Consider the following 26,653-nt stretch of genomic DNA (forward strand, 5'->3'; position numbering starts at 1 on the left):
ACAGCTATGGGAGCCAAAGAAAAGTTAGAAAGACAGCTAAATGACAACCCTGAATTAAAGAAACAGTTTGATGTTTGGGGTGCAGGAATAAGAGAATCAATATCAAAAAAGAAAGGAATATTAGAATCTGATTACACTAAAATTGCTGAACAATATGAGGCTTATTTAAGGAAGGAAGCGAAAATTTTACCTATCAATTTTGAAGAATTCTTCTCATGGATTGCAAAATGTAGATACCCTGATGAACCGTTTGGAGCTTTAAAAATTCAAGAAAATGATTTTAAACTTTTTCATGAATTTAAGGAGCGAAAATATAATACAACCGATTGGAACGAAAACAAAGAATGGTTGTTTTTAAACAATCAATCACAGGGCAGTAACCCCGATAGTAAAGGAAGTAAACACAAAAAACAAATGAATTTAGACAGGTTAGACAATCTTATGAACCAAGCATTCAGAGAACTATTTGACAGGTTTAAATCTGATTTAAAGGAGTTTGTACCTAATTATAGTAAAATGCAAATATCGGCACTTGCAAGCGTTATTTATGATAGTGATATATTACATAAAAAAACAAGACCTGAAAACTTTAAAAACTGGCAAAAACAGTTTTGTGATATACTGGGAGTTGAGGAAAGCACTTACAAACCCTCAAACATAGAAGAAGAGAAAAAAGAGAAAATGAAAGACACTTACTACTATCTTTTTGGGTAGCATTTACCTGAAATTTACTTCTGATTTACCTGCATTTACCTGCAAAAATACTAAGCCGTTGTTATTCAATGGCTTTTTTTATACCCTATTTACCTGAAACAGGTAAACCAACACGCTGAATAACAAGCTATTATCTTTGTTTTAATACTAATTCGTTCGGTATATCTGAACATAAAATATTAAAGCAAATGGATAATATTATTAAAGAAGTACAGGCACCAGAAACACCAACTTTTGAAACACTGCCAAAGTATGTAGGTGAAATTCTGAACCGAGTTAACAGAATTGAAAGCAAACTAAACATTGAAGTGCAGGAGCCTCAACAAGAGGAGTTATTTTCTGAATTCATACCAAAAAGCGAGGTTAGGGGTAAGTTTGCCAGTAGCTCGACTTTGTGGAATTGGGAGAAAATGGGCAAGTTAAACAGTTACGGAATTGGAGGCAAGAGGTTTTATAAACGTTCCGAACTTGAAAGTTTGATGCAACCTATTAAAAATAGAGGAGGTGCACAATGAAAAACACTTCAAATATGCACCTACCCGAGAACCAAAGACGAAGTAAAGATACTCAAAATCTTTACAATAAAAGGCATAAGAGGCAAAAACTCGCAGTCAAAGCAAGCGCTCATCTGGATAAGCTGGTTTACGATGTATTCCTAAAAGAAAGCTCAACTACTAACATGGTAGTGGATAAACTAAATAACAGGTACACTTATAATGAGGTAAGAAGCTCAATATTAAGACTGGTTGAAAGACGCTTTATTGGCTACTGGGGTACTAACTATTGCGAGGTAACAGGGCATAAAGCATGGTATCTGTACGTACGAGACAGTGAGCTGAAATATACACCCATTAAATCAAATAGCCATGCAAGATAATAACAACTTTGTAGAGCTTCTGGGGGCTGATATTGCTAAGAATGAACAGCTACTCAAAGAACAGCCAATAATCGCACCACAGCCGTATAATGGGGCTGATTTTGGATACAATAAGGGGCTATCTGATGAGCAGATACAGGAAATTGCAAAAGCCTCAAAGCTGGATTTAAAAACTGATGCGGAAAAACCACCTCACTGTTTATGGATTGACGGACAGCCAGTTTTTGGATTAGGAGACTCTTCCACCACAATAGGTAAAGCAAAGAGCCGTAAAACCTTTGCGACAGGTTTACTTGTAGCCTCACTTGTAGGTAATACGGACATACAGGGCAGAATAAGAGGAGGATTGCCAGAGGATAAACGAACGGTTATCCTATTTGATACTGAACAAAGCAGTTACTATGCTCAAAGGAGTGCAAGGCGTATTTATGGACTACTGGATAAAAATTATTATCATGATACATTACCAAACTTTCATGTTTACTCACTAAGACCATTTACACCACAAGAAAGACTTCAGATAATTGAATATCTGATTTACAATACCCCAAATTTGGGATTTGTGGTTATAGATGGGATTCGCGACTTAATAACCTCAATAAATGATGAGGAGCAAGCCACCATGATAACCAGTAAGCTACTTAAATGGAGCACTGAAAGAATGATACATATTAATTGCATCCTTCACATGAACAAGGGTGACAATAATGCACGTGGACACGTAGGCACTGAATTAATGAATAAGAGTTTGACGGTTTTAGGGGTGAATAAATTAGAAAAGAATGAGGATTATTCAACAATTGAGCCAATAGCTACCAGAGACAGGGAGTTTAAACCTATTGTTTTTGGCATTGATGAGGAGGGATTGCCTTACATTTTATCTGATAATGATGCTGATGCACTTAAAACAGAGACAGGCAGGGAAAAAGCTAAACAGCCGACCGATTGGGATAACGAACAGCACGCAGGCATACTTGAACGGATGTTCACAAAGGAGCCTCAAATGAAATACGGTGATTTTGTTCTGGCGGTTGAAAATGCTTATGATATTGTAGAGAAGAGAGCAAAAAATTTTGTTGCACACTTTAAAAGCGAGGGTTTAGTCAAATGGGAAAAAAAGGGAAATGCTACAATATACTCAATGGTTTAATCAATGGGGCAACAGTATGGTTCAGTGCACCCCTTTATATAGGGGGGTGCCCTAACCTGCACCATACCTTTGGGTTAGGTTCTTTTCTATGGGGCGCACCAACCTGCACCAAACGCAAACCCTTTACAGGAGCCATGTTTAACTTTTGATAATTATTAAAATGATGTACAAACAGCCATATTTGAGACCCTATACAGGAAAAGAGAGCAGAACTGTTTGCCCTCAATGTAAAAAAAGTAATTCATTTACTTTGTATTTAGATGGAAACACTGGGCAACCAATAAGCCCCATAGTTGGAATTTGTAACCATGCTAATAGTTGCGGCTATCACTACCCACCAAAACAATATTTTATTGATAATCCACAAAGAGGAGGTTTTGAACCAAGACCAACAAGAGTAATACAGCGACCACAGCGACCAAAACCGATGGGATTAATTCCGATTGAGTACCTCGATAGAACACAAAGCACTGATAGCAATTTTGTGTATTTCCTCACTGGATTATTTAAGAGCCTCGACAATAGTATTTCCATTGAGGAACTTTGCAGAACCTACAAACTGGGAGCGACTAAAGATAAGAGAGTGATATTCTGGCAAATTGATATTAACGGCAATGTAAGAACTGGTAAGATAATGCAATACAACCCCACCACAGGCAAGAGAGTGCACAATGCAAGCGGTGCCATTGATTGGATACATAACACGCTTAAAAGAGCTGATAAACTGCCAGATGATTATAATTTAAAGCAGTGTTATTTTGGTGAACACCAACTCAATGAACAGCCCGATAAAATTGTAGCAATTACAGAGGCAGAAAAAACGGCAGTTATAGGAAGTGTTCTATATCCCCAACTAATTTGGTTAGGGGCTGGAGGTGTTGCCGGCTTGACGGTTGAAAAATCAAAAGTATTAAAAGATCGTTCTGTTATATTATACCCTGATTTAAGTAAATCTGAACTACCAAAGAAGGAACAAGCCTTTGAGATCTGGACAAAAAGAGCAAATGAAATAAGGCAGACATACGGTTGTAAGGTTGTTGTTTCTGATATTCTGGAAAAGAACGCAACTGATGAGGAAAAAAGAAGCGGTTTAGATATTGCAGACTATCTTATAAAACAGATGAGGCAGGCACCCGACCAAGTGAAAGTATTTCAACAGCCACCTATTGAAGTAAAAGCACCCGGTCCGATTGTAGTTGCTGAAATAGTGAAGCCACAACCGCACCCGATTAGAGAAAATGAACCAAAGATGTTGACTGATACCTCCGCCACATCAAACAGGATAAGCGGGCGAGATAAAAGGGCGCAAGGTAATTGGGATGGTCGTATAATGAAGCTGAAAGCGTTCTTCAATTCAATTGATTTGCCGAGTGGTGAAATTAGACTTTCAGAAAGTGAAGTTATAACCGATGTTCAAAAATTCATTACCTCACATTTGTCGTACGTGAAGCGATACAATGGAGACATAACTTTTGAACCGTATTTATTGAGATTGGAGAAAATGAAAAATATATTAGATGTATAATTTATAAAAACAAAAAGATAGAATTTAAATTAATATAAATATTAGCATCATGAGAGAAAAATTTACATTTCATAGATTGATTAATGAAGATGGAGAAAATGCAAACCTATCCGATATAATAGGTTGGTTTAAACCGATTGCAGTATTCAAGACTGATAAAACGAGCAATTACTACATTATTCTATTTCATGATTTAAGCGAGCGTGTACCAAAGAAAAGATTTGCAAAGGTTGGTACTACTTCATTTCATAAAATGATTAAGGAGCGCAAGCGGGAGTATATCTGGTTAATGGCAAGGGATAGAACCAAGGTAAAATATACGGGCGGTAAAACTTCAATTCCTGATTATCAAAAATCAATAACAGTTGAATTTCACCACCCAATAGGCACGTGTTATAGTAACACAATGTAACACAAAGGATTATGATATAATATTGGTAAACAAATAATTAATTTACATTTTAAATTTTATAGCTATGGCATTTACAGAAAACAGGGAGTTAGCAAGTAGGGCGGGCAAGTTGGGTACTCGCAAGGGCGTACCGAACCGAACCACGCAACAAGTAAGAAAGGCGTTTCAACTACTGGTTGAGAACAACTTACCAAAGATGCAGAAAGATTTAGATTCATTGGAGCCAAAAGACAGGATTAAATTCATGCTTGACATGGCTAAGTTTATTTTGCCTCAACTTCAGTCAATTAGTATTGACGATTTGAGAGAGCAGGAGGCACAGGGATTTAATGTATTGACTATTAATTTAAAAAATGGAAGTGATGACAGCAACAGTATTTAATTTCATTCAGACAGCCATTTGCTGGAGTTTTGGGCTCATATTTATTTGTAGAGTAGTCTCACTAATAAAAAAAGAGATAAGGGTTCACAGGGCACGAAAAGCGTATAATAATATGATTAATGAATTTAACGAGACAATTAGAAAAGATTTAGAGAAAATTAAACTCGCTAATCGAAATACATAAAAGAAAAGTAATGCTACTTTTTTAATGATTACAGCAAGAGTAAAAAAATGGCAACTTTCGGCAACTTTTGGCAAACATTCTGAACTACTCAAATGGGAAAAATGGGAGTATCTAAATTTAATCGTTTTTCAATCTACTAAGAGAATTATTTAATCGTCATTTTCAGAGCGACAGGGAGATTTTTTTAATCTACAAAACAACCAATAAAAGGGTAAGTTTAGGGTAATGGTTGGGCGAGATTAGGGCGAGTAAAAACGGCGAGTTTACGGGGAGGTGAATGGCGTAAATGGCACTAAAATAATTTACAAACAGGATAAATAAATATAACAATAATATAATAAAAATATGAAGCAAATTGAGATTAAAACACCGATGGAGTTATTCACTTTTGTAGATGAATACTTTGAGAGCATGACAGAAGAGGACAAATCACAGTTATTACGTGAAGTATTGGGGAGTAGCTGGCTGGTTGTATTTTGTCACATGGGCGTTTGTAAAACCAACATAGCAGATTTAAAGCTGGAGTTTGGAGCAATCTTATATGATGACTTTAATAAAAATGATTGTCGACTGTTAACCCCTTTGTCTGATTCCTTTGATAGGAAGTTTATTGAGCCACTAAGCAGACCTACCACACCCGGGCAGCTGGAGTATATCAAATGGCTAAGGGAGTGCAGAAATGACCTATCTTTTGCCAAGAGGAATTATGAAGCAGAAGATTACCCCGACCATGTTAAAAAATATTTGGGTATGAAGTAAAAACGTTCTTTATTTCAATTAAGCCACTTCAATTATTGAGGTGGTTTTTTTGTATGTTCAATAGGGATTAATTTCAGTTTTGATACATTCAAATAAGCCCTATTTTGGGCTATCTGGAAGCTACATGTACATATTTTGTCCAAATTAGAGCGAACAAAAAAGGCAAACAGCTTATTTACAGCCGTTTACCTTTTTTAAAAGTGGTCCCACTTGGGCTTGAACCAAGGACTCCCTGATTATGAGTCAGGTGCTCTAACCAACTGAGCTATGGGACCTTTTCGACAGTTCTTGCGTCGAAAGCGGGTGCAATATTACTACTTTTTTTGCAAATTACCAAACCGGAATGCATTAAACTGATCGGAATAAAAGAAAAATGTTTAATTGAAAAGATTAATGATTTTTTCACACTTATTATTCTTACAATAGTTCGTTAAAAATATAGTTTAGAGTCACGCAGCAATGGCTGCAAACTCAATGAGTTCCTTGACAAGTTTATCATTTAATCTTCTGTTCGGTTTAATGCCAGACACGCAAATAAATCGTTCAAGCAAGTAGGCATTGTGTATCATTGTTTTACATGATGCCATCGAAAAGGGGATGCCTCTCTCCTTTGCCAGTACCTTTGCCAGGTTGACTGAGGTAAGTGATGCATTAAAGTTGAACGATAGCTTTGCCACGTCCCTTGCCTGCGATTGCATCAGTCCGGTGAAGCCTTTGGCATCCCTGAAGCAAAACTCGATCTGAAAACGGGTGCGGTAAAATTCTATGACATCTTTTCCACTCATCTCAGGATTGGTAGAGAAGAACAGTTTTGGTTTTTTCCCATCTTTGAAATACCAGATGACAAGCCTGACCATCTGTTTAAGTGATTTGGAATAGGCTACCAGGGTGTAGAGATCACCGTTGTCAATGTTGATCTTTTGCACTCTGGTTGTATCCAGGTTGGCCAAGTCAATCTTCCCGTCGTAGAGTTTAGGCCTGCCTTTCTTTCCGGTTGGTTTTTGCAGTGTTGGATAATAGAGTGCGGCGTCATCCCTGAAACGGCTGACCAGGTCAAACTTCATCTCTTGCAGACCCATAACGAAGTTGTTCTTTGCGAAGTAGGCATCGGCAACCACGTGACGGCTTGCCCGATGGAGTTTCTCCTGCATCGATTCAAGGACCAGCAGGTACCAGTCGATCAGGTTGGCCTCGCGACTCTCCAGGGTTTGACGGTCCGGGGTCTGAACCGCCTGTAGACTGATGCAATCCTTGTTGTCAATGTCGATAAGGCCAACACCCAGGATTTCCAATCCTCTTTTCGCCTGACCGGCTGCACCCGACCAGAAGTAACCAATCCAAGGGGTATTCTTTCCTGATTTGGATATATAACTGGGATCAATGGCAATGGCCTTGCGGTCTCCGGTTAATACCCTATCAGACAAGGATAAGTTAAACTCCAGCCAATCAAAATCCTTCGAGAAGTTCTGGCGGAATCGCTGTTCACACGACTTGCCATATCTCCCTAATTGTAGGAAATTAATCCTCCCGGGAATGACCAGATACAAAATAAGCGTCTCCATAAGGAATGATTTGAAACTTTTGTTTAACTTCGTAGCTAGTTCACCAAGAACATCACTACAGATACCTCTATATTGGTTAAGTATGCTGGTTTTATCCATCTTTATTAGGCTTTCGTCAGCTATAAAGATACTGATAATCAGCTACTTAACCATCTTTTTTATGTTAAATTATGTTATGTAAATCATTGAATTTTAATTAGTTAATTGAATATTTACCGAAGTATTGATTCTTATTTTTACACCGCATAAAATGCAGAAACAAAAAAATAAGATCACAACTTCAAAAACAAAAAAAATGGAAGAATTAACATTCCGCGTAAAAGCGCACAGTGAAAATCCCACAAAAACTGTGGTAAAAGCGAGAACTTTTAAGATGATTATAGACGAACCTACCGATCTGGGAGGAACAAACGATGGCCCAAACCCGGTTGAATACGTGTTGGCCGCTTTATCCGGTTGCCTTAACGTCATGTGCCATATTGTGGCCCAGGAAATGAATATAAAACTCAAGGGAGTAGAAATAAAAATATCGGGAGCATTGAATCCGGAGAAATTGTTTGGAAAAGAGACCGAAAATCGTGCGGGTTATAAATCGATACATGTAGAAATCAAGCCCGACACCGATACCGATAAAGATACATTACAGAAATGGATACAAACGGTTGAAGCACGTTGTCCGGTTAGCGATAACCTGACTAATCCTACACCGGTACATATAGCTTTGGCATAAAGAGGCCCTTACGGCTCTATCCAGTCCCCGTTATCCTTGATCAGCTGGATTAGGTGTTCTACGGCTTCCTCCTGTGGAATATTTTTCTCCACCAGTTCTTTCTTCCTATAGAGCGATATCTTACCGTGTTCTGCCCCCACGTAACCATAATCTGCATCGGCCATCTCACCCGGACCATTCACAATGCAACCCATCACCCCGATCTTCAGGTGTCTCAGGTGAGAGAAATGTTTCTTTACCAGCGCTACAGTCGTCCGCAAGTCGAAAAGCGTGCGTCCGCAGCTGGGACAAGAGATAAACTCCGTTTTGCTGGTGCGTACACGGGCAGCCTGAAGAATGCCAAAGGCATAGGAGTCGAGTTCGGCAATATCGATTTTCCCCGTGTTGGATATCATGATCCCGTTACCGAAACCATCCAGCAGAACAGTTCCAAAATCAATCCCCCCTTTAACCTGGATATCCTCTGCCACGTCTTCCGAATAACTGCGCTGCAGCACTACCGGAATATCACAGTGTCCGTTCAGCAATTTATGGAAAAATGCTCGCTGCTCTCCCACTCCGTTCACGTGGCTGGTCTGGAGTATAACGACCAACTTTTCCGTGTTTTTCAGCACGGATAAAACTTCATCTGTCAGTTGTGGATAGGAAAGTTGTAGAAACTTGACTGCCGCCTGGCACTCCTTGATATCCGAAATATTTCCGGCAGTAAACATCGGGAAGTTATCGATCCTGTCTTCCCAGTTTGGGAAATCTACTATTGACTTCATCCCTTTGGGAAAATTACCGGGAACGTTGTCACCCACGTATATGTAATCTGGAATGAAATGCGGATTGATCGACATGTCGGCTATTGCATTTCTGTCGGAGATAACCACCGGAACAAATCCTCCACCGATATTTCTCACGGCACGCGTTTCTCGTTTGTCCGTAGAGAAGGGGGAGAATCCGGGATAGAGTTCACCCAATATGGGCTTATGTCCTTCTCTCTTCGCCACATAGTCTACTATTTTTCGGGCTACGGGGACTTCCGCTTCGGGATCTTCGCTCAGCGACACCCGGACGGTATCGCCCAAGCCGTCGGAGAGCAACGCTCCGATACCTACAGCCGATTTCATTCTCCCGTCTTCACCATCACCTGCTTCGGTCACACCCAGATGCAACGGAAAATGGATATTTTCCTTATCCATTCTGTCTACCAACAAACGAACGGCTTTGGTCATTAGCAATGTGTTAGACGCTTTCATCGATATAACAATATCGGTAAAACCTTCATCCAGAGCGATACGCAGGTACTCCATGCAGGATTCTACCATCCCTTCTGGGGTGTCACCAAAACGGGTCATGATCCGGTCCGATAGTGATCCGTGATTGACACCGATCCGCACCGCTGTACCGTGTTCTTTACAAACCTGTAGGAAAGGAACTACCTTGGAACGGATCTTTTCCAATTCCTGTACATACTCCTCATCGGTATATTCCACTACGGCAAACGTTTTTTGCTTGTCGACGAAGTTCCCGGGATTGATACGTACTTTTTCGGCAACGGTAGCTGCCACGTGCGCAGCACGCGGATTAAAATGAATGTCAGCCGAAAGCGGCGTACTGTATCCTTTTTCCCTTAATTGCTGATGAATAAGTCTTAAGTTTTCCGCTTCACGAACACCTTGCGTGGTTAACCGGATCAGGTCGGCTCCCGCGGCGATAATCCTTTCGCATTGAGCAACACTGCCTTCGGTGTCGAGAGTGTTGGTATTGGTCATTGTTTGCACAACAACCGGATGATTCCCGCCCATGGTGATGTTTCCAATATGTACATCGATGGTTGGACGGCGGTGATAATTGAAATAATCCATTATAAATTGTTTTACGTGAGAAATAAACGCCCGAACTGCGCAAATGTTTAGAGTATTTCAATCCAGTATCCGTCCGGATCAACGATAAAATACAAACCCATGGATTCATTTTCATAACACACACAGCCCATTTCTTTGTGATAGGCTCTTATCCGATCGTAATCTCCCGCTACCCGTACACACAGGTGCTGCTCATTGTCGCCCATGTTGTAAGGCCTGTCCCAATCCCGTAGCCAGGTCAGTTCAAGGGTAAAACCGGTTTCACCGTCGCCCAGATAAACCAGGACAAACGATCCATCAGAAGCTTCTTTTCTTCTCACCTCTTTCAAACCCAGAGCCTTATCATAAAACTCGATACTTCTCTGAAGATCAAACACATTGATATTGTAATGATCAAATCTGCTTTTAATTTTCATATTGTTTTTAAACTGTTTATTCTGTTGGAACCCGGAACCAATATACCGGAAACCCCGCGCCTGTTGTAAGCGCTAATGACTCCTTTTTATAATTCAAACGACTGTCCTTTTTTATACACGTTGAGATAGGTGCAGTTCTGCAATCGGGCGTACCGGCTGAATGCATTGACTTTTTCGTAATTTTCTCCAAAATGCATGGGCAGAAAATAATCAGTAGATATCCTGTTGACCAACTGTTCCGCTCCACGCATGTAGTCCCTTCCCAACCGGGGATCAACGGGAAACATCGCCAGATAAAGCTGATCTACATTTTCCGCCAGCAGTTCCAGCTGACAAAGATAACTATTTTCATAACCCGTGGACTCAAGCAGGGGAACTTCTTCATTCCAGTGCCAATTGTTGAGATCTCCGGCATGAAAAAAGCGCTTCCCCGAGACATTGACCACAAACGATCCTCCGGTATCTGTGGAACCGAATGCTTTTACTTTTATCCGGTTGTCTTCGTACTCCTCTAGTTTATCGAGAAAAACGATGTTTTGATAAACCAATATCTCCCGGCTATCCATCACCTCTTTTGAAAAAATATACTTCACGTTTGTCTTGTTTAACCCCCATTTCAATATTTCCGGATTGAAGTGATCGGGATGTGAATGGGTACAGAAAACGTATAGGTCCTCCGGCTTTTCAAGCAGGTAATCACTTATCCAAAAACGTCCGTCGTCTCTTTTTTCGTCTTTGTAAAAATCGAAAACGATTGAAAAACCATCAAATTCAAGCAGATAACAACTGTGAAAAATATAGGTGACTGTCATAATTTACATCTTAACTTATCTTTATAACAATTCTACGGAATTTTGTTCATCTTAAGGGCTATAAAATTTGATAAAAACTGTAAAAAGCATACCTTTGTGAATGAGTGCCTAGTGAATGATGAAAAGGTAAAAAATGGGCAAAAAAACGTAAATGGGGAATTTATCACCGTTTGTTTTATTAGCTCAAGTATTCTTCTGCATAAACCTTAATTCTGCTTAATTTTGGTTTTACCTATGTTTAATTTCAACAAAAATTCATTCAAAAAGTTATGAAAAAGTATTTAGCAGAAATGATCGGTACGATGGTACTGGTGTTGATGGGCTGCGGAGCAGCCGTGTTTGCAGGTGCTGGCCAGCCTTTCGACCCGGTAGGGACATTGGGCGTAGCCTTTGCGTTCGGACTCTCTGTAGTGGCCATGGCTTACACTATCGGCAGTATTTCGGGATGCCACATTAACCCCGCTATCACGTTGGGCGTTTTGTTGACCGGCCGGATGAGCGGGAAAGATGCGGGATTGTACATTGTATTCCAAATTATAGGCGCCATTTTAGGCTCTGCTATTCTTTGGTTTTTGGCAAAAGAATCGGGCTCAACCACTACGCTTACGGGTGCTAACGGTTTTGCAGAAGGACAAATGGCTCAGGCTTTCGTTGCAGAAACGATATTTACCTTTATTTTTGTTCTGGTTGTGCTTGGAGTTACAGCAAAAAACGGACTGAACAAGTTTGCCGGCCTGGCGATAGGCCTTGCATTGGTGCTGGTACACATCGTTTGTATTCCCATCACGGGGACTTCCGTTAATCCAGCGCGAAGCATCGGACCGGCTATCTTCCAAGGAGGTGCTGCACTTGCTCAACTTTGGGTGTTCATCGTAGCGCCTTTTCTGGGTGCAGTTATCGCAGCCTTCGTCTGGAAAGGAATTACCGTTGAAAACGAAATGGAAACAACCTGAATCGCATGATTCACCTTGCAGAAACCTTATTTTTGAGTAAAAAGCACAAAATAAGGCGAGGGAAAGAACATATTTGATCTTTATTTGTTTAGATGTTTATAAGTTTGCACATTATTTGTACTTTTGTGCAGTTTTTTATTTCATAAACAAAAAGTCAAAATGAATCACAATTTATTAAAAGGCAAAAGAGGCATTATTTTTGGGGCGTTGAACGATCAGTCCATCGCTTGGAAAGTGGCCGAACGAGCCGTTGAAGAAGGGGCAACCATCACATTGTCGAATACTCCTGTTGCCGTGCGGATGGGAGACACAAACAAACTGGGCGAAAAGCTCAATGCCGAGATTCTTCCTGCCGATGCTACCAACGTAGAAGACCTGGAAATGGTTTTTGCTAAATCGGTAGAGATACTGGGCGGAAAAATTGATTTTGTACTTCACTCCATAGGCATGTCGCCCAATGTGCGTAAAAAGCGCACGTATGACGACCTCGATTACGATTTACTGAACAAGACACTGGATATTTCAGCCATCTCCTTCCATAAGATGTTGCAGGTAGCCCGCAAGCTGGATGCTATTCAGCGGGGAGGTTCCATCCTTGCTCTCACTTACGTTGCCGCACAGCGCGTATTTTACGGCTACAACGATATGGCGGATGCCAAAGCGTTGCTGGAATCGATAACGCGGAGTTTTGGCTATATTTACGGCCGCGACAAAGGGGTTCGGGTGAACACCATTTCACAATCGCCGACCATGACCACTGCCGGAAGTGGAGTAAAAGGGATGACCGACCTGATGGATTTCTCCGAAAGAATGGCTCCCATCGGAAATGCCGACGCGGACGATTGTGCCGATTACTGTGTAGTGATGTTTTCCGACCTCACCCGCAAGGTAACCATGCAAAACCTGTACAACGACGGAGGATTCTCCAGCATGGGGATGAGCCTCAGGGCAATGAAACAGTACAGCAATGGCCTTGATGAAAACACGACGCTTTCAGACAGTGAAAGTTGAGGCAGGCTCCCATAAATGACAATTTAATAGCTTCGGACAGTGTATCGAAGCTATTTTTTTATATTTTTGTGTTCGTTATGCTACTGAAGATATACAATGAGAATCCCAATCCGAGAGAGATTGAGAAGGTAGTTTCGGCCCTGAGGGACGGCGGCATCGTGGTCTACCCTACCGATACGCTTTACGGGATGGGTTGCGATGCGCTGAACGTGCGTGCCGTAGAAAAAATCTGTGACCTGAAAGGGATCAATCCGCAGAAAAGCAACCTCTCCATCATCTGTAACGACCTGAGCGCCATCAGTGAATACGCCCGGGTAGATACGCCCACATTCAAGCTGATGAAGCGAAACCTGCCGGGACCTTTCACCTTTATCCTACCCACCACATCGTCACTGCCTAAGATCTACAAAAACAAGAAAACAGTAGGGATCCGTATACCCGATAATCCGGTAATCCGCGAAATTGCCCGGATGCTCGGAAACCCTGTCCTCAGCACCTCGGTAAAGGACGAAGGAGAGGAGATCGAATACACTACCGATCCCGACCTTATCCACGAGAAATGGAGCGACATTGTCGATATCGTTATTGATGGCGGATTTGGTGGGATTGAACCCTCTACCGTAGTGGACTGCACTTCCGATGAGCCGGTGATCGTGCGTCAGGGAAAAGGAGTGTTAAATCTTTAAAATATCGACTTCCCGATTAAAATCTTCGTTACTTTCGCAGTCAAATGTTCGTTACAATAAAAAAGCCAACCCTATGAAAAAACTAGTTGCACTCTTTTCGATCCTCGCCACCCTGATGATTGTGGTTTCCTCTTGCGAGACCAAAGATCCGATCGTTGAGAAAGGAACGCTGCAATCGGCAACATATAACCCCGCCACCAAGTCATTCACCCTCACTTACAGCAGCGGACAGACCGAAACGGTAAATGCGGTGGTTGATGACAAGACCGATCCTCCAACAGCCACTGCGACACTGAAGGACGGAACCGTAATTTATGCCGGGGATGCCACCGTAGCCGGAGCGGCAACCATAGCCAAAGAGATCAATATAGTAAGCCAGTTTGTTTACGACGGTATGTCGCTCTATTACTTCTGGGCGGATGAAGTGAAAAACAAAAAGCCCACCGTTGCAGATGTCAATCCTGAAAATTATTTTTACAAGATCCTCAACAGTACCGATACGCAACACGGCTGGTCGTGGATCACCGACGATGTAAATGCCCTTTTAGCGGATTTCTCAGGCAAATCATTATCGTTTGGATACAATATTGGTTTTATAATTATTAATAATGTTGTTTATGCATACATTAAATATGTATATGACAATACTCCGGCTGCCAAAGCGGGTTTAAAAAGGCTGGATTTAATAGGAAAACTAAATGGGCAGCTCATTTCAACTGAACAACGAGGTACATATACTTATGTTAGCGACAAAGACATGAATCTGCTTTATGGCAACAGCAGGGTTAGTTTTTCAATTTATAAATTTTCTGATAATAATATTATTCTGGACAAAGAAGTGTCCATCACCCCTGATGAGAGTGAGAAAGATCCTGTTCTTTACGAGAATATCTATACCGTAGGCGATAAGAAAGTAGGCTACCTGTTTTACACAAATTTCTATGACAATTTCAACTATCGCTTATTTGAGGCTTTCAACAAATTTAAACAAGCGGGTATAACTGATTTGATATTAGATTTGCGTTATAACACAGGAGGATCTGTATCATCGGCCATTTATCTAAGTTCTCTGATAGCTCCAAGGACAGCTGTGGAAAATAAATCTCCGTTTATCGTAATGAATTATAATAATTTTTTAAACACCTCTTTTGACAAGTGGTATGATGGAGCTACACCGGCAGATAAGTACAAATACGATAGAAAAGATTATTTGGGAACTTATAGTTCAAACGATAAGAATCCGTTGGAAGCCAACCTAAATTTAGATAAAGTATACATTATTGCAACAGGAAACTCCTATTCTGCATCGGAACTTGTTACACATTGTCTAAAGTCGTATATGAATGTTGTTCATATTGGGAGTAATACCGGTGGAAAATATACTGCTTCGTGGACAATCCACGCATACGACAAAGAGTTAGGAGCAACAGTATATGATACGAACGATTTAAAGACAGATGAAAAAACTAAACTGAAAAAATGGGCAATGCAACCCATCGTAGCGATGTATGCCAATAAAGACAGCAAAAGTTTTAATATTCCTGGATATTTAAGTCCCGATTATAATTTAGAAGAAGGTTTTGGATATATTGATCGCTGGACACAGCTTGGAGACACTAAAGACGTTTTCTTGGGACAAGCCTTATATTTAATTTCAGGAAATGTCAGTTACTTACCTGTTGAACCTAGCTCAACAAGAAGTATTCAAACAATTCGTAAAGAAATTGTCAATAGGCATGATGAAGCTAAACCTGTAATTATTGATAATATAAAATTAACGGCAGACGATTTTCAAAAACTTATCCTGCTAAGGAAGTAAAGCTCTTAGCCTTATTACCGGGACAGCCCTAAAGTCAGCTACCCGAATAATAAAGACAAATACAGACTTGAAAGCAGTAAAAAGTTCTCAATCCATGAAAATAACCGAAATGTATGACGATAAACGCCAAGAAGTAATTCGCAATATTATGAATAAATAAGAGCCCTTTTAACAAAAAGAGGGAACTTGACTAAAACAGCAGTTTATCGGAAATTGGGGAGCAAAAAAAATAATAATATGCAGTTCATCACTTTAAAAGAATGATCGTCATTTATTTGTCACCGTAATGGCCCAATCCGGAAAGAACCAATACTGTTATTTCAGACTCCTTAATTTCATAAATTAATCGATGCTTCGAGGTTATTCGGCGTGACCATTGGCCCAGACGGTCGCCCTGTAAAGGTTCAGGCTTCCCGGTTCCGGTCGTTGGATGCTTACGCAGCTCGTTAATAAGAGAATTTATCTTAATAAGAATAGCTTTTTGGCCGGATTTTTTATGAGCTTCCACATCCGCATAAAATTGCTCTGTGTACTCTATCTCGTATTCTTTATTCTCCATAAAATCTTTTTAAGATAAAAAACCACTATAAGCTAAAGAACTTACCTTGATCTTCTTTGGAGAGTTTTTTTACCTGTCCTTTTTTAGCTTGATCTATTGCATTGTTAATATGATCTATATTTCTTTTATCGGCAAAAAACAAATCACCGGATGGGCTAAGATCAAACGGATTGACTCTATATTGAGCAGGAATGGCCATAAATTCCTTTATCCAATCTTCATCTACGTATTTTTTTGCCGGGTTGTCCGAAACCAGGAGATTTATATACTTTTTACCTCTTTTAATGGAAACCCTTTCTTTTTCGGCTAGTTCAAAAAAAGCTTTCGTATCTTTTCTGATTTCTCTTGTTGTAATAATATTCATATTCATACCTGTTATCTTTTAATGAGTACACAAATGTATACACAAAGATAGAGTAAATAAATAAATATTGCAAAAAGTTCAACCGTTTTATTGCCACAATCGGAATTTCCTCATACCCTATCATTCGTCTTTCGGGGGTTTCTGTTATCGGAAAAGGCCCTCAACAGTAAATAGTTACCCATTGAAAAAGGTTGTCCTATTTATTCAGCCCATAAAGGTTGTTTCTTTATCCGCTCGTTCTCCACCGCATCGTATTTGATATACTCGTCGCGTGATAAAATTTGCTGCAATTCCCGGTCGCGTTTTTGCTTCAACCTTTCGATCCGTTTTTTCCTGTTGCACAGGCAGCAGTTCTCCGCTTTCTGGACATCGAGCAGAAACGTAAACTCCAGCTCATTGAGCTGCCTGGCCTTGTTATCGTCAAAACCGATCACCTCCTGCATCCTGGCCACTTTCTCTTCGGCGCTCTTTTTCAGCACGTCGGCAATAATTCCCGTTTTTTGTGCCGGGGCGATGGCAGCAATTGCAATCAAAGCGGTCAGCAACAATCCCAATTTTTTCATCTCGTCCTTTTTTAGTGTTAGTAATCTGACTATCCCGAAGGCTGTTTGTTTAACGTATCCCGAACTTTTCAGGAATTTCATCCATCACGGCAAACAACTCCTCCACGGTATTCGCCCGGAGCAGCGCTATGCGGGTGGGTTTAAAATCGGGGATACCCTTAAAGATGGGGGTTCCTGCCAGATGGCGGCGGATATGGAGAATACCACGCCGCTCATCCAGTCGCTGCACACTCTGCATTACCTGTTGCTTCAACACATCGAGGTACCAGGAAAAAGATTGTTTAGGAGCCAGCTCCCCCGTTTCGAGAAAATGCTTTACATCACTGAAGATCCACGGCTGCCCGTAACTCGCCCGCCCGATCATCACCGCATCCACGCCGGTTTCGTCGAAACGGCGTTTACAGTCCTGCGGCGTTACCAGATCACCGTTTCCTATGATGGGAATGTGCATACGGGGATTGTTTTTAACCTCGCCGATAAGGGTCCAGTCGGCCTCTCCGGTATATTTTTGAGAGCGTGTCCTTCCGTGAATGGTGAGTGCGGCAATTCCGCAATCCTGCAGCTGCTCTGCCAGCGTAACAATGATTCTGGAGTTCTCGTCCCACCCTAACCGGGTCTTCACAGTCACGGGCAGGCCGACAGCCTTCACCACCTTTTCTGTGATCTCAAGCATCAAACCGGGTGTTTTCATCATTCCCGAACCGGCGCCTCTCCCGGCCACCTTCTTGGCCGGACATCCGAAGTTGATATCGATGGCATCTGGGTTTGCCTCCTCGCAGATCTTTGCAGCCTCAACCATCGAATCGGGATCGTTTCCGTAAATCTGTATAGCTACGGGACGCTCTTCCTCACAGATCGTAAGCTTTTCCTTGGTTTTCCTCACGTGGCGGATAAGTGCGTCGCTCGACACAAACTCGGTATATACCATATCTGCTCCGAACTGCTTGCACAGCAACCGAAAACCAATATCGGTAACATCCTCCATCGGTGCCAGAAAAACGGGATACCGCGATGTAAATGCTATGTTTCCTATTTTCATTTTATAATCCTTAAATTGTTCATCCTCAACGGTGCCACTTTCGACTCCGCATCCGCAGCACGTATGGAAACCGATTGATTTATCCGTGTTACCGGAAGTTGTTGGGAGTAGATCGACCATTCTTCGAGAGGTTGCAAACTGTAACTCAGGTCACTCTCGTATCCGTTATAGTGTTTTATAATCAATTGATTCAGGCCTTTCTGGAGGGGAAGAAGGACAATCTCCTTCCCGAATTTTACGCGCCAGGGAGATAAATGGGCAGTGAGGTATGCTCCGTTGAGCAACATATATACCCCGTTTCCACTGCCTACCTCCACCGCTATGGACTGATCTTTTTCTGATTCAATCTCTTGCAGGAACAACATGCTTTGACGCGGCGGAATTTTTTCGGAGTAGGGCTCACCGTACCGGAAATGACTGACGGGTTCCCATCCCGAATCCTCCGCACGGACATTCACGACAGCCATACCCTCCTCTTCCACATATCCAAACACGCCGCGTCCGGGTTTTCTGTATAAACTGCCCCACTTCACCGTGTTCTTTTTCAGCTTTTCGATCCTGGGGCTGCCGCCGTTAAGCACAACGGCTTGTGTCTTTCCGTCGATCTCGATATGGAGACGACGCCCCCGTTCATTGTCCGTATACACAAGCTCCGGGCTCCCCGCTCTTTTGCCTGAGGACACCCTCCAGCCGTACCCGATCAGGCTCTTATATCCACCGTAATAGTTTAAGCTGGAATGGCCGAATACGGGTGTGGCGTTTTGTGGCGAAAGCACATTACCGGTTACAACGGTTGAAGGGACAACTTTAAATCCGTTTTCAAACCGGATCTTTAAAACAGGGATAAATTCCCCGGAGATCCTTTGTGGCAAATTGATCACAACCGAGTTTCCTTTTTGGGAAAACCGGCAGGATTCGTCCGACGCCAGCAGGCGTACCTCACTCACCTTTCCGGAAAAGCCCGACAAACGTATGCTGAACGACACAGGAATATTTTCCACGAAAGCAAACAGGTCGTTGCCCTTCGTGGTTATGCTGCCCCAGGCGAATGGCTGGTCGAACGGGTTGGCGTTCGTACCGTAAATGGCTTCGGCATTCACTTTTATCCATTTACCGATACCGAGCAGCACATCGCGCTCAAACTCCACTACCGATCCGTCACCTCTGGGGCCGATATTGAGCAGGTAATTCCCGCCACGACTGATCACCTTTACTAGGCTGGCGATCTTCTCTTCCACTTTCGGCTGAACCTCTCCTCGCTCCTGCCACGAGCGGTAGCCCCACGTTTCGGGGAAGATGGAGGCGGCGGTCTGCCACGGCACGCCGAGCTTATAATCGGGATATTCGTTATCAGCCATCACGGCAAAATCCACCCAATCGTTGCCCAACCGTCCGCTGATCATACACTGCGGCTGCAGGCGGCTGACCAACTCGTACAATCCTTGGCTTTGCGAAAGCGTGAGTGAGCCCATATCGAACCAGATTTCCGAAATATCGCCGTAGTTTGTCATGATCTCCTCCACCTGGTTCAGGTTGAACCGGTAGTGTTCTTCCGTGAGCGGGTCCGCATTGTGGCTCGAGATAGGATAAGCTTGCGGAAAGTTCCAGTCGATAAGGGAATAATAAACCGAAAAATCGATTCCTCCGCGGCGGCAGGCTTCTGCCAGCTCTTTCATCAAATCGCGCTTGTAAGGCGTGGCATCCACAATATTAAAATCGGTATGCCGGGAGTGGTACATGCAAAACCCGTCGTGATGCTTGGATGTAAAAACAATGGAGCGCATTCCGGCATCCTTGGCGAGCTTCACTATTTCATCGGGATCCCATTTTACCGGGTTAAATTCCTGAGCGGTACTCGCGTACCAGTCGCTGAAAATCCCGGCAAACGACTGGATCTGTTCGCTGTAGCCGCGCCGAACAGGCTCTCCGTTGTAAACTCCACCGTAAACGGAATACAATCCGAAGTGAATAAACATCGAAAATTTTTGGTCGATCCACCGTTGCGACGGTTTTTGTTGCGCATTCACCAGGCTTGCGGCAAACAAAAGGAAAAAAATGAGTTTCTGCTTCATGCCTCAGGATTTTCAATCACTTGTACTTCACCCACTTTATCATCTCTTTCACCGATGGTTTCTTGCCGTACATCAGGATCCCCACTCGGTAGATCTTAGCGGCAAAGAAGGAGATAAGGATAAACGTTCCGTAAAGCAGCACCAGCGAAAGCAGTTTCTCCCACAGCGGAATCCCGAACGGCAGTCGCACCATCATCACAATGGGTGATGTAAACGGAATCAAGGAACCCCAGAATGCCAACGGCCCGTCGGGATTGCCCACACTGTAAAATCCGGCAAAAAAGGCAAACATGATGATCAGGGTTACGGGCATCATGAACTGCGATGTATCTTCTTCGCTGTCGACTGCCGAAGCAAACATTGCGAAAATGGAAGCATACAGGATGTATCCCCCTACGAAGAAAAGCAAAAAGTAAACAATAATCTCAAACCAGTTGACACTCAATACGGCTTTCATGATTCCCTCCGTGTCGAAGCTGCTCATCTCGGCCGGCACAGCCCCCGGGGCTTGTTGTGGTGAAGCAATAAACAGGGAGAGCGAGGTAAACAACACCCCGGTCAGCACTCCCCAGATAATGAGCTGGGTAATCCCCACCAAACCGATCCCGGTAATTTTTCCGACCAACAGGTTGACAGGCTTCACCGACGAAACCATCACCTCCACCACACGACTTTTCTTCTCTTCCAGAACAGCCTGCATCACCATGTTTCCGTACATCAGGATAAACATGTAGATAAGAATGGTAAATACCATTCCGATAATGGTGGCAATCTCGGTGGATGATTCCGACACTGTCCCGTCGTCTCCCCATTTCATCGTTTTCACGGAAATGTCTGAACCGGCTTCAATGATGGAACGGACCTCCGAGATGGCTTCCGCGTTTACGTTGCCCTGCCGAGACAAATCGTCCAGCCGCTGTTCCATAACCTTTTCGTTCAGTGCACTTTCAACCATCGTACGCAGTTCCTGCGGCGTCTGCTTTTCAGATAATATGGTCACCGCCTGGCTATTCCTGCTCAAGTCTTCGGTAATCTGCAGGATGGCAAACAGGTCTTTTCCTATTTTAGATTGGTACTCGCCTTGCTGCGCATCGTTGATGATTTGAAACCGGTAGAGGTCGGTGGATTTCAATAACGGCGCATAGATGCCGGTATTGTCGATGACGGCAATGTTTTTCACCACACCGTCGTTCAGGGTGGAGAGCCACAGGGGCACAAATGACAGCGCCACCATCAGCAACGGCATCAGCAGCGTCATGAGGATAAACGATCTTTTCCTTACCCGGGTAAGGTATTCGCGTTGTATAACTAATGATAAGGTATTCATAATTTTAGCTTGATACGGTTTCAATGAAAACATCATTCATCGTAGGTATTTCCTCGTCGTATGCCACAACATCGAATTTATCGAAAATAAGTTTCGCCAGTTCATTAGTGGCGACTTCGGGTTGTTTCCTGACCCGGATATCGGTAAATTCGTGGTAGGGCTCTTTTGAGACCAGCGTGAAGGAGGGATGTTCAAACGAGAAGTCGCTGTCACGAAGGCGAAAACGAAAAATGTTGGTCCGGTGTTCCCGCCGGATATCGAAGACCTTTCCCTGCAAGACGACCTGCGACCGGTGAATAAGCGCGATATTGTCGCACAACGCTTCCACCGACTCCATGTTGTGCGTGGAGAGAATAATGGTCTTCCCTTCGGCCTTCAGGCGAAGCATTTCGTTTTTTATCATCTCGGCGTTTACCGGGTCGAAGCCGCTGAACGGTTCATCGAAGATCAGCAGGTCGGGGTTGTGGATGACGGTGGAAATAAACTGCACTTTCTGCTGCATTCCTTTCGATAATTCTTCCACCTTGCGGTTGTACCAATTCGCGATATCGAACCGCCTGAACCAAACCATCAGCTCGCGATGTGCGTCGGCTTTCGATAATCCGCGCAGTTGAGCCAGGTACATGGCCTGCTCGCCTACTTTCATTTTTTTGTATAATCCACGCTCTTCGGGCAGGTATCCGATATTGAAGACGTCATCGCTCTTCGACGGGCGTCCGTTGATAAGCACCTCACCGCTGTCGGGTGCAGTGATACGCGTGATGATGCGGATAAGGGTGGTTTTCCCCGCTCCGTTCGGTCCTAGCAGCCCGAAAACTGTCCCCTTGGGAACCCGGATGCTGACTTTGTTCAGCGCCAAATGGTTGGCATATTGTTTTACAACGTTGGTGGTTTCTAAATACATTATATTCGGTTGTTATTCAGTAGATACCTAATACCTCAGTATTATCCTTTCTCCCAGATTCTTGGCCAATACTTTCTTCAAATCCTGCAATTGCCTAAGTTCGTTCATCAACTCCATTTGTTGCTGGGCATCTGCAGTTTCTATGTTTTTTTTCACTTCGTTTATCCGCTGCATCACGTGAGCATTCTTAAGCTCTGTGGTGGCACGGATAACCAACTTGTCCAGTGAATTTCGTTCGCGAAGGCGTGAGCTTTTCTCATCTTCGCTTTCTCCGATTGATTTTGCGTGGATCTTGCTCAACTGGTATTTGTCGCTGATAAGATCGGTAGCCAGTTTGCTGATTCCGGGATCGTGATGGGTAAGAAAATACCTGTCACAAACGAACGACTCGTCACTTACCTTTCCGCAGGCTTCGTCAAAAATTGCCCGGTATAGTGTGTTGGAAAAAAAGGCTTCGCTTGAAAAAATAAATTTATCCCTCATGAGATCGAACCGGATAACTTCGATAACGGACGGTCCGTCCTCGATGGTTACCTCCACTTCAATCTCTTCGTCTTCCACTTTTTGTTTTTCTTTTTCATACCTCACAAAAATGGGTAGCGTCCCGTACCGGATGATGTACCGGATCAGTTCGCGTTCCGGTTTCTCGTAAGGGTTTCTTGCCGTTAAGATCTTACGGCTTCCGTTATCTGCAGTATCGCCGGGTAAGGATGCCGTTCCAACGGCCGCTTCCCGGGATTCCTCCTTCTCGTGCTGTTCTTTCTTCTTTTCGTAGTTCCTGATCCTGATTTTATTGACGGCAGCAATAACAACATCTTCACGTGTATTGAGTAATGTTGCCGTATCCTGTATGTAAACGGAGCGCTTGATGTTGTCGGGAATAAGCGCGATACTCTGGACGATGTTCGTGATAAGCCCGGCCTTTTTGATAGGATCATCCCCAACCTCATCCAACAGCAAGTGGGTTTTAAAGCGGATAAAGTCCTGCTCATGCTCTTCGATAAACCGGTTGAACTCTTCAGCACTCTGCTTGCGGGCGAACGAATCGGGATCTTCACCTTCGGGCAGCAGCACTACCCTTACGTTCATTCCGTCTTCCAACAGTAGGTCGATACCGCGCAGGGCAGCTTTAATACCGGCTGCATCGCCGTCGTACAGGACCGTGATGTTTTCGGAAAAGCGGTGAATCATCCGTATCTGTCCGTGCGTAAGCGCTGTTCCCGACGATGCAACCACGTTCTCAATACCTGCCTGGTGCATCGACAACACATCGGTATAACCTTCAACCAAAAAACACTTATCGGCTTTAACAATGGCACTTTTAGAGAAAAAGATCCCATAAAGCTCCCTACTTTTGGAGTAGATCTCACTTTCCGGCGAATTTACGTACTTTCCTGTGTTCTCAGCCTTTTTGAGAATACGGCCGCCAAAGGCCACTACTTTCCCCGATAACGTATGCACGGGAAAAATGACCCTTCCCCGGAATCGGTCGATCAGCGGGCTGTTATTTTCACCTCCGGCGGAAAGTCCGGTTTTTAGCAAATAGTCGCTTCTGTAACCGGCCCTTTGCGCTTCCGAGGAAAACGCATCGCGCTGCTCGAGGCTGTAACCTAGCTGAAATTTTTTGATTATGTCGTCCCGAAATCCGCGCTCTTTGAAATAACTCAACCCTATGGCTTTCCCCTCCGGGTCGTCGTGAAGCTTTTTCACAAAATAATCACGCGCGAACTCATTCAGGATGAACATGCTGTCGCGATCGCTCTGGGCTTGCTTTTCCTCGCTGGTCAGCTCTTTTTCAACAACTTCAATGTTGTATTTTTTTGCCAGGAATTTCAGTGCTTCGTAATAGGAAAGCTGCTCGTGCTTCATGATAAAATGCACAGAAGAACCGCCTTCACCACAAGCGAAACATTTGCAGATGTTTTTGGCGGGCGACACATAAAACGACGGGGTCCGGTCGTCGTGAAACGGACACAGCCCCACAAAGTTAACACCCCTCCGGCGAAGCGTGACAAAATCAGACACCACATCAACGATCTGAGCCGTGTCCTGAATCCGTTCTATGGTTTGCGAATCTATCATTTTGGGAATACGAAAATAGTGAAATTAATCGTCAATAAGGGATAATTTGAAAATAAATGTTACTTTTGCATAGGGTATAAAACCTGACTTTATTATTTTAAACACAACAAAAATGGATACGATCAATTGGGCCGATTTATCGTTCGGCTATATGAAAACAGACTTCAATATCCGCACCTATTTCAAGGACGGAAAATGGAGTGAACCACAAGTCGATACCTCCGAGTTTTTAAACATCCACATGGCTGCCACTTGTCTGCATTACGGGCAGGAAGCATTTGAAGGACTAAAAGCCTTTAAAGGAAAAGACGGAAAAATCCGGATTTTCCGTATGCGTGAGAATGCGTTACGTCTGCAATCATCGTGCCACGGGATCATGATGGCAGAGCTTCCTGTGGAACTATTCGAAGAGATGGTTTTATTGGCCGTGAAGAAAAACGAACGGTTTGTGCCGCCTTACGAAAGCGGCGCATCATTATATATCCGCCCGCTCCTGATTGGAACCAGTGCACAGGTGGGAGTAAAACCGGCATCTGAATACACTTTTCTGATCTTTGTAACCCCCGTAGGCCCCTATTTTAAAGAAGGATTCAAGCCTACACCCATGGTGATCTTGCGCGAATATGACCGTGCTGCGCCACTCGGAACCGGGACCTTTAAAGTGGGCGGCAACTATGCCGCAAGCCTCACAGCAGGTGAAAAAGCCCACAAAATGGGTTATTCTGCGGTTCTTTACCTGGATGCCAAAGAGAAAAAATACCTGGATGAATGCGGGCCTGCCAACTTTTTCGGCATCAAAAACAACACCTATATCACGCCCGAATCAACATCCATCTTGCCTTCCATCACCAACAAAAGCCTGATGCAACTGGCAGAAGATATGGGAATGAAAGTGGAACGCCGCCGTGTTCCCGAAGAAGAACTGGCCACCTTTGAAGAAGCCGGAGCGTGCGGAACAGCCGCAGTAATCAGCCCTATCCTGCGCATCGACGACCTGGTGGAAAATAAAACCTATGCATTCTGCAAAGACGGGAAGGCCGGCCCGATCTCGGAAAAACTATATAAGAAACTTCGCGCTATCCAGTACGGTGACGAGCCGGATACGCACGGGTGGGTAACCATCGTTGAATAAAACCAAAAAGCGGCGATTGCCGCTTTTTTTTGTTACTGCTCAGCCCATTCCCTGTAGGGATGGATGGAAAGATAAGAGTTGTAATAGCGGACATTACCGGTAACCTCGTGACCCAACCATCCGGGTTTTTCGTAGGATTCCTCTTCACTCTCCAGCTCCACCTCCGCAATTTGCAGCCCTGCATTTTCTCCGCCAAACTCATCTACTTCAAAGGTATGCTTTCCCACCTTCACGAGGTAACGGGTTTTCTCAATCACGGCATCTTCACAGAGAAGCAGCATCTCTTCCGCATCGCGGAGCGGAACCTCATACTCCCACTCACGCCGGGTGATCCCCCCTTCTCCCACAGCGCCTTTAACGGTGATATACCCTTTCTCTCCCTTCACACGTACCCGCACTACGCTAATACCCGACAGGGAGAGATAGCCCTGCTTCATGACATAATGGTCGTAAGCATGTGATTTATATTCACCGCTGACGAGGAATTTACGTTCGATTTCGTAGCCCATACCGGTTGCATTTTACGATATAACAAACGAGATCAACAAAGTGTTGGGGATAAATAAGAATAAAAAAACTATGTTTTTAAGCTCCCGTAATCACTACGAAAAAAATAAAAACATAGTTAAGATTTTGGTTGGATTAAAATAAAAATCAATGCGCGTAATTCTATTGTTTATTAATGAATCCGAAACAAAGGTAATCGATAAAACAAAATCAAACCGGCTTCTTACAAAAAAACGGAAGAGTGTGTAATTTTTCCACA

The 26,653-nt window shown here is 43.3% G+C and carries 26 protein-coding genes and 1 tRNA gene; 13 read left to right on the forward strand and 14 right to left on the reverse strand.

Going from position 1 to position 26,653, the window contains the following annotated elements:
• Positions 1 to 6 precede the first annotated feature (6 nt).
• The 7 genes from KCV26_04540 (at position 7) to KCV26_04570 (ending at position 6,003) form a co-directional block, all read left to right on the forward strand.
• Positions 7 to 714 (forward strand): hypothetical protein, encoded by a 708-nt coding sequence (locus KCV26_04540; GenBank protein WZX37652.1) that lies wholly within the window; start codon positions 7 to 9, stop codon positions 712 to 714.
• Positions 715 to 902: 188 nt separating this feature from the next.
• On the forward strand, positions 903 to 1,229 hold the full coding sequence (locus KCV26_04545; GenBank protein WZX37653.1) for a hypothetical protein: 327 nt from the start codon (positions 903 to 905) through the stop codon (positions 1,227 to 1,229).
• A 351-nt stretch (positions 1,230 to 1,580) separates the two neighbouring features.
• Positions 1,581 to 2,741, forward strand: a complete 1,161-nt coding sequence (locus KCV26_04550) for an AAA family ATPase (GenBank protein WZX37654.1) — start codon at positions 1,581 to 1,583, stop codon at positions 2,739 to 2,741.
• Between the two features lie 160 nt (positions 2,742 to 2,901).
• Positions 2,902 to 4,266, forward strand: coding sequence for a hypothetical protein (locus tag KCV26_04555; protein WZX37655.1), 1,365 nt, complete (start codon positions 2,902 to 2,904; stop codon positions 4,264 to 4,266).
• 49 nt (positions 4,267 to 4,315) lie between these two features.
• Positions 4,316 to 4,678 (forward strand): hypothetical protein, encoded by a 363-nt coding sequence (locus tag KCV26_04560; GenBank protein WZX37656.1) that lies wholly within the window; start codon positions 4,316 to 4,318, stop codon positions 4,676 to 4,678.
• Between the two features lie 64 nt (positions 4,679 to 4,742).
• Positions 4,743 to 5,060 (forward strand): hypothetical protein, encoded by a 318-nt coding sequence (locus KCV26_04565; protein WZX37657.1) that lies wholly within the window; start codon positions 4,743 to 4,745, stop codon positions 5,058 to 5,060.
• A gap of 529 nt (positions 5,061 to 5,589) precedes the next feature.
• Entirely contained in the window at positions 5,590 to 6,003 is a 414-nt protein-coding gene (locus KCV26_04570) for a hypothetical protein (GenBank protein WZX37658.1), read from the forward strand.
• A 201-nt stretch (positions 6,004 to 6,204) separates the two neighbouring features.
• On the opposite strand, the gene KCV26_04575 is transcribed toward KCV26_04570, so the two are convergent.
• Positions 6,205 to 6,278: transfer RNA gene (locus KCV26_04575), tRNA-Ile, on the reverse strand.
• 174 nt (positions 6,279 to 6,452) lie between these two features.
• The gene (locus tag KCV26_04580) at positions 6,453 to 7,664 is read right to left on the reverse strand and encodes a transposase (GenBank protein WZX37659.1); all 1,212 of its coding nucleotides are present in this window, start codon (positions 7,662 to 7,664) and stop codon (positions 6,453 to 6,455) included.
• Positions 7,665 to 7,860: 196 nt separating this feature from the next.
• On the opposite strand from KCV26_04580, the gene KCV26_04585 reads away from it, so the two are divergent.
• On the forward strand, positions 7,861 to 8,295 hold the full coding sequence (locus KCV26_04585; GenBank protein ID WZX37660.1) for an OsmC family protein: 435 nt from the start codon (positions 7,861 to 7,863) through the stop codon (positions 8,293 to 8,295).
• A gap of 8 nt (positions 8,296 to 8,303) precedes the next feature.
• Here the strand turns inward: KCV26_04585 and KCV26_04590 are convergent, their stop codons facing one another.
• From KCV26_04590 to KCV26_04600, 3 genes are all read right to left on the reverse strand, one after another.
• A complete protein-coding gene (locus KCV26_04590) occupies positions 8,304 to 10,148 on the reverse strand; it encodes a 4-hydroxy-3-methylbut-2-en-1-yl diphosphate synthase (GenBank protein ID WZX37661.1) in 1,845 nt (614 codons plus the stop codon).
• Between the two features lie 47 nt (positions 10,149 to 10,195).
• Positions 10,196 to 10,564, reverse strand: a complete 369-nt coding sequence (locus KCV26_04595; protein ID WZX37662.1) for a VOC family protein — start codon at positions 10,562 to 10,564, stop codon at positions 10,196 to 10,198.
• 86 nt (positions 10,565 to 10,650) lie between these two features.
• Positions 10,651 to 11,376, reverse strand: coding sequence for an MBL fold metallo-hydrolase (locus KCV26_04600; protein ID WZX37663.1), 726 nt, complete (start codon positions 11,374 to 11,376; stop codon positions 10,651 to 10,653).
• A 269-nt stretch (positions 11,377 to 11,645) separates the two neighbouring features.
• Between KCV26_04600 and KCV26_04605 the strand changes: the two genes are divergently transcribed.
• The 4 genes from KCV26_04605 to KCV26_04620 all read left to right on the forward strand — a co-directional run bounded on the left by KCV26_04605 (position 11,646) and on the right by KCV26_04620 (position 15,845).
• Complete coding sequence (locus KCV26_04605) at positions 11,646 to 12,329, forward strand: MIP family channel protein (protein WZX37664.1); 684 nt, start codon at positions 11,646 to 11,648, stop codon at positions 12,327 to 12,329.
• Between the two features lie 159 nt (positions 12,330 to 12,488).
• Positions 12,489 to 13,340, forward strand: coding sequence for an enoyl-ACP reductase (locus tag KCV26_04610; protein ID WZX37665.1), 852 nt, complete (start codon positions 12,489 to 12,491; stop codon positions 13,338 to 13,340).
• A gap of 77 nt (positions 13,341 to 13,417) precedes the next feature.
• Complete coding sequence (locus tag KCV26_04615) at positions 13,418 to 14,026, forward strand: threonylcarbamoyl-AMP synthase (GenBank protein WZX37666.1); 609 nt, start codon at positions 13,418 to 13,420, stop codon at positions 14,024 to 14,026.
• A 73-nt stretch (positions 14,027 to 14,099) separates the two neighbouring features.
• Positions 14,100 to 15,845 (forward strand): hypothetical protein, encoded by a 1,746-nt coding sequence (locus KCV26_04620; GenBank protein WZX37667.1) that lies wholly within the window; start codon positions 14,100 to 14,102, stop codon positions 15,843 to 15,845.
• A 271-nt stretch (positions 15,846 to 16,116) separates the two neighbouring features.
• On the opposite strand, the gene KCV26_04625 is transcribed toward KCV26_04620, so the two are convergent.
• The 8 genes from KCV26_04625 to dnaG all read right to left on the reverse strand — a co-directional run bounded on the left by KCV26_04625 (position 16,117) and on the right by dnaG (position 24,755).
• On the reverse strand, positions 16,117 to 16,404 hold the full coding sequence (locus KCV26_04625) for a Txe/YoeB family addiction module toxin (GenBank protein ID WZX37668.1): 288 nt from the start codon (positions 16,402 to 16,404) through the stop codon (positions 16,117 to 16,119).
• A 25-nt stretch (positions 16,405 to 16,429) separates the two neighbouring features.
• A complete protein-coding gene (locus tag KCV26_04630; GenBank protein WZX37669.1) occupies positions 16,430 to 16,774 on the reverse strand; it encodes a hypothetical protein in 345 nt (114 codons plus the stop codon).
• A 194-nt stretch (positions 16,775 to 16,968) separates the two neighbouring features.
• On the reverse strand, positions 16,969 to 17,331 hold the full coding sequence (locus KCV26_04635) for a hypothetical protein (GenBank protein WZX37670.1): 363 nt from the start codon (positions 17,329 to 17,331) through the stop codon (positions 16,969 to 16,971).
• A 49-nt stretch (positions 17,332 to 17,380) separates the two neighbouring features.
• Complete coding sequence (dusB, locus tag KCV26_04640) at positions 17,381 to 18,370, reverse strand: tRNA dihydrouridine synthase DusB (protein ID WZX37671.1); 990 nt, start codon at positions 18,368 to 18,370, stop codon at positions 17,381 to 17,383.
• A complete protein-coding gene (locus tag KCV26_04645) occupies positions 18,367 to 20,442 on the reverse strand; it encodes an alpha-L-fucosidase (protein ID WZX37672.1) in 2,076 nt (691 codons plus the stop codon). The genes dusB and KCV26_04645 overlap by 4 nt, the downstream gene beginning before the upstream one ends.
• A 16-nt stretch (positions 20,443 to 20,458) precedes the next feature.
• On the reverse strand, positions 20,459 to 21,769 hold the full coding sequence (locus tag KCV26_04650; GenBank protein WZX37673.1) for an ABC transporter permease: 1,311 nt from the start codon (positions 21,767 to 21,769) through the stop codon (positions 20,459 to 20,461).
• 4 nt (positions 21,770 to 21,773) lie between these two features.
• Complete coding sequence (locus tag KCV26_04655; GenBank protein ID WZX38326.1) at positions 21,774 to 22,676, reverse strand: ATP-binding cassette domain-containing protein; 903 nt, start codon at positions 22,674 to 22,676, stop codon at positions 21,774 to 21,776.
• Positions 22,677 to 22,700: 24 nt separating this feature from the next.
• Positions 22,701 to 24,755, reverse strand: a complete 2,055-nt coding sequence (gene dnaG, locus KCV26_04660) for a DNA primase (protein WZX37674.1) — start codon at positions 24,753 to 24,755, stop codon at positions 22,701 to 22,703.
• 112 nt (positions 24,756 to 24,867) lie between these two features.
• Here dnaG and KCV26_04665 point away from each other — a divergent pair, with 112 nt between their 5' ends.
• Entirely contained in the window at positions 24,868 to 25,887 is a 1,020-nt protein-coding gene (locus KCV26_04665) for a branched-chain amino acid aminotransferase (protein WZX37675.1), read from the forward strand.
• A gap of 32 nt (positions 25,888 to 25,919) precedes the next feature.
• Here the strand turns inward: KCV26_04665 and KCV26_04670 are convergent, their stop codons facing one another.
• A complete protein-coding gene (locus KCV26_04670) occupies positions 25,920 to 26,396 on the reverse strand; it encodes a CYTH domain-containing protein (protein ID WZX37676.1) in 477 nt (158 codons plus the stop codon).
• Positions 26,397 to 26,653: the final 257 nt, after the last annotated feature.

Source organism: Petrimonas sulfuriphila (assembly GCA_038561985.1).
Classification (GTDB): Bacteria; Bacteroidota; Bacteroidia; order Bacteroidales; family Dysgonomonadaceae; genus Petrimonas; species Petrimonas sulfuriphila.